Origin of the sequence: Salidesulfovibrio brasiliensis JCM 12178, from assembly GCF_001311825.1 — a bacterium.
Taxonomy (GTDB): Bacteria; Desulfobacterota; Desulfovibrionia; order Desulfovibrionales; family Desulfovibrionaceae; genus Pseudodesulfovibrio; species Pseudodesulfovibrio brasiliensis.
In genome coordinates this window covers 1-7006 of the sequence record NZ_BBCB01000117.1, presented here as the reverse complement: position 1 = coordinate 7006, position 7006 = coordinate 1, and the positions used below count along the sequence as shown (strand labels likewise).

Annotated in this window: 7 protein-coding genes and 2 pseudogenes; 8 read left to right on the top strand and 1 reads right to left on the bottom strand. The window is 60.7% G+C overall.

Annotation, left to right across the window (positions count from 1 at the left end; genetic code table 11):
* Positions 1 to 153: 153 nt before the first annotated feature.
* On the top strand, positions 154 to 885 hold the full coding sequence (locus tag JCM12178_RS16345) for a hypothetical protein (RefSeq protein ID WP_157054974.1): 732 nt from the start codon (positions 154 to 156) through the stop codon (positions 883 to 885).
* A gap of 122 nt (positions 886 to 1007) precedes the next feature.
* A complete protein-coding gene (locus JCM12178_RS16340; RefSeq protein ID WP_054652960.1) occupies positions 1008 to 1724 on the top strand; it encodes a hypothetical protein in 717 nt (238 codons plus the stop codon).
* A gap of 37 nt (positions 1725 to 1761) precedes the next feature.
* Here the strand turns inward: JCM12178_RS16340 and JCM12178_RS16335 are convergent, their stop codons facing one another.
* The gene (locus JCM12178_RS16335) at positions 1762 to 1956 is read right to left on the bottom strand and encodes a hypothetical protein (RefSeq protein WP_054652957.1); all 195 of its coding nucleotides are present in this window, start codon (positions 1954 to 1956) and stop codon (positions 1762 to 1764) included.
* A 428-nt stretch (positions 1957 to 2384) separates the two neighbouring features.
* Here JCM12178_RS16335 and JCM12178_RS16330 point away from each other — a divergent pair, with 428 nt between their 5' ends.
* From JCM12178_RS16330 to JCM12178_RS16315, 6 genes and pseudogenes are all read left to right on the top strand, one after another.
* Positions 2385 to 2807 carry a hypothetical protein gene (locus JCM12178_RS16330; protein WP_157054973.1) on the top strand — a complete coding sequence of 141 codons (423 nt, stop codon included), beginning with the start codon at positions 2385 to 2387 and terminating at the stop codon, positions 2805 to 2807.
* A gap of 75 nt (positions 2808 to 2882) precedes the next feature.
* A pseudogene (locus JCM12178_RS20400) lies at positions 2883 to 3859 on the top strand (preprotein translocase subunit SecA); the annotation flags it as partial.
* Positions 3763 to 3996: pseudogene (locus tag JCM12178_RS20520) on the top strand (hypothetical protein); the annotation flags it as partial. The pseudogenes JCM12178_RS20400 and JCM12178_RS20520, both read left to right, overlap by 97 nt.
* Positions 3997 to 3999: 3 nt before the next feature.
* Complete coding sequence (locus JCM12178_RS21140; RefSeq protein WP_369404551.1) at positions 4000 to 5409, top strand: preprotein translocase subunit SecA; 1410 nt, start codon at positions 4000 to 4002, stop codon at positions 5407 to 5409.
* 279 nt (positions 5410 to 5688) lie between these two features.
* On the top strand, positions 5689 to 6483 hold the full coding sequence (locus tag JCM12178_RS16320; protein ID WP_054652953.1) for a 2-amino-3,7-dideoxy-D-threo-hept-6-ulosonate synthase: 795 nt from the start codon (positions 5689 to 5691) through the stop codon (positions 6481 to 6483).
* A 39-nt stretch (positions 6484 to 6522) separates the two neighbouring features.
* Positions 6523 to 6903 carry a DUF2721 domain-containing protein gene (locus JCM12178_RS16315; RefSeq protein WP_245628833.1) on the top strand — a complete coding sequence of 127 codons (381 nt, stop codon included), beginning with the start codon at positions 6523 to 6525 and terminating at the stop codon, positions 6901 to 6903.
* Positions 6904 to 7006 lie beyond the last annotated feature (103 nt).

Below are 7006 nucleotides of genomic sequence, written 5' to 3'. Positions count from 1 at the left end.
CGCGCCCGAGGCGGAGCTCGTGCTTACAGGCTGCTCGGCCTGTGCTGCACGGCTGCCGTCCGTCCTGCCGGAGGACACCGCTGCCGGACACTGGCTGGACGTAATCGGAGTGTAGCTGTGAGACTAAGGGTTTCCATCTGGTCGGTGTTGAGGTTGTCGTTCACGTTGATTGGAAAAAACTTCAAAGCGTTTCTCGCGTTTGCGTTTTTTTTCGGGTTGCTGAGTCTCGCGGGCATTGAGGAACCTGCTTCTGAAGAAGCGCTTGCGGCCTTGCCCTCCCTCCAGGAGTGGATGCGGCTGGGGGCGGTGACACTGGGCTTTCTTGTGATGAGCTGGCTGGCTATTCGGTATTTTGTCACCGGCTATCGTGGCAAGGCTTCCCTTTTCCCTGCCTCGCCGGTCTTCCGCTATAGCCGAGTTCTCCTGCGGGAATGCGTCAGCAACGCCCTCTCTGCTCTTGCCGGTGCGGTTGTCGCCGCTTCCATGCTGATGCTTTTTGCGGTCTTTGTGGAATCCGATCTCGATGTGTACGCTGGGTTTGCGCTGGTGCTGGGGCTGCTGGTGTACATGGCGGTCTATTTTCGCTTTACCATGTATACGCTGTCGTTGCTGGTTGATGATTCCTTCGGGTTGAGGCCAAGCTGGAAGCTGACACGCGGACTGGTTTTCAAGGCGATGCTTCTGCTGGTCCCTCTGCTGGCACTGATTATGGGGCTGGATTTAGCGCTGAACAGCATGGACTCGGCTGCAGTCCTGCTGGCGTTCGCCGGGGCTAGCGGATTGACGGCAAGTCTCTCTTGCGGCGTGCTTGGCGGCTGGTATCTGGCGATCGAACGCGCGTACAGGGAGCCTGAGGTTGTCACCGGTGCTTCCGGTTCATTCTAGCTTGAGGCTTCATAGGAAAAGATATAAGCCGAGAGGTCCTGTTTTGCTGCGCATCCGTTCCTGACGGGTGCGCAGCGGTTTTTCGGGGTTATCGCTGACAACCAAAACCCACGCAGTAACACATGAGCAATCTTTCCGGCCTGTCGAGTGTCATCGACCGTTTCATTGGACTCCTGCGGCAACACGGCCGCGCGCTTCTCGTTCTGCTTCTGGTGGATGCGATGCTGGCGCTGCTGACTTCGGTCGTGGTCGAGCACTCTCTTGCGATGCAGGGCGTTGACGGGGATTTTTCGTGGCCGCTGACGGCGTTTCTTGCGGCCAAGTCCTTTCTCTGGATCGCGATTCTCATCGGCTGCTGCATCGGGCTTGCGCGGGGGAGTGTGGTGCTCTTTCCGGAGCGGCCGCTGCGCGCCTATGCGGTCTCGCTGGTGCGGTTCTGTCTTGCCTACTATCCCGTGGTCTATCTCGTGGCCTATCTGTCCCGTTATCTGGCGCAGTTCACTATGGAGCTGTGGGTTTCCATGGCCGTTTATGAGGCCCTCGATCTGCTGGTTCTCTATCCGGTCCTACGGCTCGGGCCAGCCATTGCCGCTCCTCTGGCGGGCGACGAGGTCGGCGTGCTGCACGCATGGAGGATGACGCGGGGTCGCTTTCTCGCCTTTCTGCTGCCGCTTGTTCCGCTTGAGGCAGCACGGCAGGCTCTCTTGTACGTCTTTTTCCTCCCGGAAGCGCTCGGCATTGCGCTCAGCTCTTTGAGCAGCGTGTTCTGGTTTGTCTACTGCGCTGTCTGGTATGTGTCGCTTATGCGATGGGAAAAGAATGAAGCCGGGGTGGAATGAAAAGGCCCCCGAGCCGGAGCGCAGGGGCCGAAGGGCGTTATGCCGATCTGTCGTAGGGCGAATCGCCCGATGAGCGGGCCGCGAGATGCGGCGGCATGTCACCGCGTTCGGCCTCGAAGGGGTCGGGCTGTTGCAGGGGCAGGGCAGTGCTCCTGCACACGGGGCACATGGTTTCATGAATCAGGGAGTCCCACTGTCCGGTCCAGTCGCAGTTGATGCATCTGTATTTCACGTATCTCCTCCGAAAGGTTTGTGGAATAACAATCCTGCTTCCGTTGAGCTATCATGAATGACGTTGTGTGGCGGCTACGGCCCCCCGGACGCGTGGTGCGGGCGCTGCCGCATGGTCCGGGGTGAGGCTGCCGTATCCGGCCTGTGTCGGAACCGTGTCCATGGATTCGACTGTGATGAACTCATAGCGTCCTCCTTGGCGTGTGCGATTCGATTTCGCACGGTAAAATAATATGCACGCGTCGCTTGTCAAGACCGCGCACGGACCTTGCGGGATGCCGCTGCCGGAAGTCTTTTACTGGCGTGAACGAATGTGTTATCGAGCGTGTGCCGCAGGAAATCAGGCGTCTTGTCGTTGACTTTCACGGCCACGGGCATATTTACGAAAAATTGGCCCGTTTTCATGACCCTTTAGCGTTGGACCAAGCCGTGCAGAAGAGAACTTGCCGCAGAACCGTCTCCCTCGTGGCCCTGGCTGTTGCCGTGGGTTTCATCGAGATCGCCGTTTCCGTGGCCTGCCCGGCGGTACCGGCCGAAGCGCTGGCCTCGCCCGCCACGCTTGAAGAGTCCATTCGCAAGAGCGTTCGCGGCAGGAGCGGACAGCAGCTGCTGGTCCGGCTCTCGCGACACATCGCCGGTTCGCCGGACATGGTCGCGCCGCATATCTCGGCGGATCATCCTTTGCCCTCGCTGCCCGGGCCATGCGCCACGGCGCGCTCTCGGCGTCCGCCGTTGCTCCGCAATACGAGCCCGTCGGTACTGTCCGCACGGCCGCTTCCCATCGTCTCGGGCGGGCTCCCCCGCACCGCATCGCTGCATAACAGGCCGCACCGGCCTCTTCGTTTTTCATGACCGAGCCCACACCGGCTCGACGTTTTTCTTTGCAATGCATTGCCGCCGCGCATACCGGCGGCTGGAGATACATACATGCTCAAGTTTATTCTCGGCACCAAGAACGACCGCTACCTGAAAAAGCTCAAGCCCCTCATCAAACAGATAAACGCGTTTGAGCCGGAATACGAAAAGCTCGCGGACGAACAGCTGCCGCAAAAGATCGAGGAACTCAAGGACCGCGTCCAGAATCAGGGCGCGAGCCTTGACGACGTGTTGCCCGAGTGCTTCGCGCTGGTTCGCGAGGCGGGCAAGCGCACCATGGAGATGCGCCACTACGACGTGCAGCTCATCGGCGGCATTGTCCTGCATCAGGCAAGATTGCCGAAATGAAGACCGGTGAAGGGAAGACGCTCGTGGCCACCCTGCCGGTGGTCCTGAACGCGCTGTCCGGCAAAGGCGTGCACGTCATCACGGTCAACGACTACCTCGCCAAGCGTGACGCCGAATGGATGGGCGCCATCTACAACTTCCTCGGCCTGAGCTACGGCGTCATCGTCCACGGCCTCGACGACGAGGAGCGCAAGGCCGCATACGCCGCCGACATCACCTACGGAACCAACAACGAGTTCGGCTTCGACTACCTGCGCGACAACATGAAGTTCTACAAGGAACAGCTCGTCCAGCGCGAACTCAACTACGCCATCGTCGACGAAGTCGACTCCATCCTCATCGACGAAGCCAGAACCCCGCTCATCATTTCCGGTCAGGTGGAGATGAACGTCGGCCTGTACCGCAAGATCGACGGCATCATCCCGAACCTGAGCAGGTCCACCCCCCGCGAGGCCGACGACGAGACTCCGCCGGACGGCGACTTCGAGATCGACGAAAAGGCCAAGAGCGTCACCCTCACCGACGCGGGCGTGGAAAAGGTCGAGAAGCTCCTTGGCGTGGACAACCTCTTCGATACCCAGAACATCAGCCTCCAGCACCACGTTCTGCAGGCGCTCAAGGCGCACCACATCTTCCAGAACGACGTGGACTACATCGTCAAGGACGGGCAGGTCATGCTGGTCGACGAGTTCACCGGCCGCCTCATGCCGGGTCGCCGCCTCTCGGACGGGCTGCATCAGCCATCGAGGCCAAGGAGAACGTGAAGGTCGAGTCCGAAAACCAGACGCTTGCGTCCATCACCTTCCAGAACTATTTCCGCATGTACGAAAAGCTGGCGGGCATGACCGGTACCGCGGACACGGAATCCGTGGAATTCGGGCAGATCTACAACCTTGAGGTCATCGTCATCCCGACCCACATGCCCATGGTCCGCATCGACCACCCGGACGCCATCTTCAAGACGCAGGAAGAGAAGTTCAACGCCATCGCGGACGACATCGCGGACTGCCACCGGCGCGGCCAGCCCACGCTTGTCGGCACCGTGTCCATCGAAAAGTCCGAGCTGCTCGCCCACATGCTCAAGAAACGCAAAATCCCCCACAACGTGCTCAACGCAAAGCAGCACGAGATGGAAGCGGAGATCGTGGCCGAAGCCGGTAACGTCGGCAAGGTGACCATCGCCACCAACATGGCGGGCCGCGGTACCGACATCAAGCTGGGTGAAGGCGTCAAGGAGCTCGGCGGCCTGCACATCCTCGGCACCGAGCGGCACGAGTCGCGGCGCATCGACAACCAGCTCCGAGGCCGCTCCGGCCGTCAGGGCGACCCCGGTTCCTCGCGGTTCTACCTCGCGCTCGACGACGACCTCATGCGTCTGTTCGGTTCCGACCGGCTGCAGGGCATCATGGGCAAGCTGGGCATGAAGGAAGGCGAAGCCATCGAGAACAAGATGGTCTCCAACGCCATTGAAAAATCCCAGCGCCGCGTGGAAAGCCACAACTTCGAGATACGCAAGCAGCTCCTCGACTTCGATAACGTCATGAACCAGCAGCGCGAGGTGGTCTACAGCCTGCGCCGCGACCTCATGAGCGCGGAGTCCACGGAGAGCATCGCCTTTGAATACGCCGACGACCTGCTTGAGGAGATCCTCCAGCCCGCGCTGGATGCCAAGGAGCTGGACGACGAGGACAAGGAAGCCGTGCTCAAGCGGGTGGACGAGGTCTTCAACTTCTCCCGCTTCGAGGAGTTCGGCAAGGACGAGCTTCCGAGCATGGAGCAGGCCGACGAGTGGGTTAAGGAAGTCCTCAGCCAGCTCAAGTCCTCGGCTCCGGACCACTATGAAGAGATTCTGCGCTACTTCCTGCTTGACGCGCTCGACCGCAACTGGAAAGAGCACCTCCTGAACATGGACCACCTGCGCGACGGCATCGGCCTGCGCGGGTACGGACAGAAGGACCCCAAGCAGGAATACAAGCGCGAAGGCTTCAACCTGTTCCAGGAGATGCTCTACACCATCAAGGAAAACACCATGCGGGCCTTCTCCCATCTGCGGATTCAGGCCGAGGTGAAGGAAGAGGAATTCCAGCACGATACGGGCGACGACCTCGAATACTCCGGTGCCGGAGACGAGGAGAAGAAACCCGTGCGGCGCAAGGAGCCGAAAGTGGGCCGCAACGAGCCGTGCCCCTGCGGCTCCGGCCGCAAGTACAAGAAGTGCTGCGGCAGATAACGGCACAATCCGGGCCGGGCGGCAATGTCGCCCGGCCCGATTTCGTTTTACGGAAAAACAATTATTGACACGGCCCCAAGCTGGCAGTATTTTCAAAACCATGCACACCATCACCGCACGTTTCTTTTTCTTCTTTTTCTTTTTTACCAACGCCTGCGGTACCGGTGTGCGCTAGATAATTTAATTCAGGGAACACCTAGAGGCCGCAGGCGAAAGTCTGCGGCCTCGCTTTTTTTGGGGCTTGCGGACGGACTGCGGTGAAAAATCAAGGAGATCGACATGCAACTCGGCAAAGCTGTGCGGATGGAGCGTATCATGAACCGGAACAACGGTCGGACCATCGTTGTTCCCATCGACCACGGCGTGACCGTCGGCCCCATCTACGGGCTGGTGGACCTGCGTGACACCGTCAACCGCGTGGCGGACGGCGGGGCCAACGCCATGCTCATGCACAAGGGCATCCCCCGCTGCTCGCACCGCAACTACGGCAGCGACATCGGCCTTATTATTCACCTCTCGGCCAGCACCTCGCTCTCGCCGTATCCCAACGCCAAGACGCTGGTGGCCACGGTTGAAGACGCGCTCAAACTGGGCGCGGACGCCGTCTCGCTGCACATCAACCTCGGCGACGAGACCGAGCCGCAGATGCTCGCCGACCTCGGCTATGTCTGTTCCGAAGCCGCAGAGTGGGGCATGCCGGTGCTGGCCATGATGTACGCACGCGGCCCCAAGGTCGAGGATGAGTACGCCCCGGACGTTGTCAAGCAATGCGCGCGAGTGGGCGTGGAGCTGGGCGCGGACATCGTGAAGGTCAACTACACGGGCGATCCGGAATCCTTCTCCGAGGTGGTGGCCGGTGCCTGCGGGGTTCCCGTCGTCATCGCGGGCGGGCCGAGGCTGGACAGCGACAAGGACCTCGTCCAGATGGTCTACGATTCCATTCAGGCGGGCGGCTCTGGCCTCTCGGTTGGTCGCAACATCTTCCAGCACGCCGACCCGGCCCGCATAGTTGCGGCCCTGAGCAAGATAGTGCATGAAGACGCGAATGTTGAAACCGCCATGGCCGCGCTCTAGGCGCGGCCCAACCCCCATGGGAGCGTTATGAAGATATCCATGACCACGCCGGCACTCTTGTTTCCGGCCATATCGCTGTTCATGCTCGCCTTCACAAACCGCTTCCTGTCGCTCGGCGGCCGCATCCGCGCCCTGCACGACCAATACAAGAGCGACGGCGGCGAGTCCGTACGCAAGCAGATCGAAAACCTCCGCCGCCGCGTGCACATGATCCGCAGAATGCAGGGGCTCGGCGTGCTCTCCATGCTGACCTGCATCCTCTCGATGGTCTGCCTCTTCGAGGACTGGTACATGGCCGGGCAGGTCTCCTTCGGCTTGAGCCTCGCCTTCCTCATGACCTCGCTGTTCATCTCTTTCCTCGAGATACGCATCTCCGTCCACGCGCTGGACATCCTACTGGAGGATATGGAACGCGAGTAGGACTGTAAGCTTCGATGAAAAGGCCCGGCCTCAATGAGGAACGGGCCTTTTTTCGGTTTTTTCGGCGGGAGGTGCCTCCGGCGGGCAGGGCGCTGCCCTGCAC

Coding starts and splice junctions, on each gene's coding strand:
- JCM12178_RS16340 (WP_054652960.1), top strand. CDS start 1,008: ATGAGCAATCTTTCCGGCCTGTCGAGTGTCATCGACCGTTTCATTGGA.
- JCM12178_RS21140 (WP_369404551.1), top strand. CDS start 4,000: ATGTACGAAAAGCTGGCGGGCATGACCGGTACCGCGGACACGGAATCC.
- JCM12178_RS16320 (WP_054652953.1), top strand. CDS start 5,689: ATGCAACTCGGCAAAGCTGTGCGGATGGAGCGTATCATGAACCGGAAC.
- JCM12178_RS16315 (WP_245628833.1), top strand. CDS start 6,523: ATGACCACGCCGGCACTCTTGTTTCCGGCCATATCGCTGTTCATGCTC.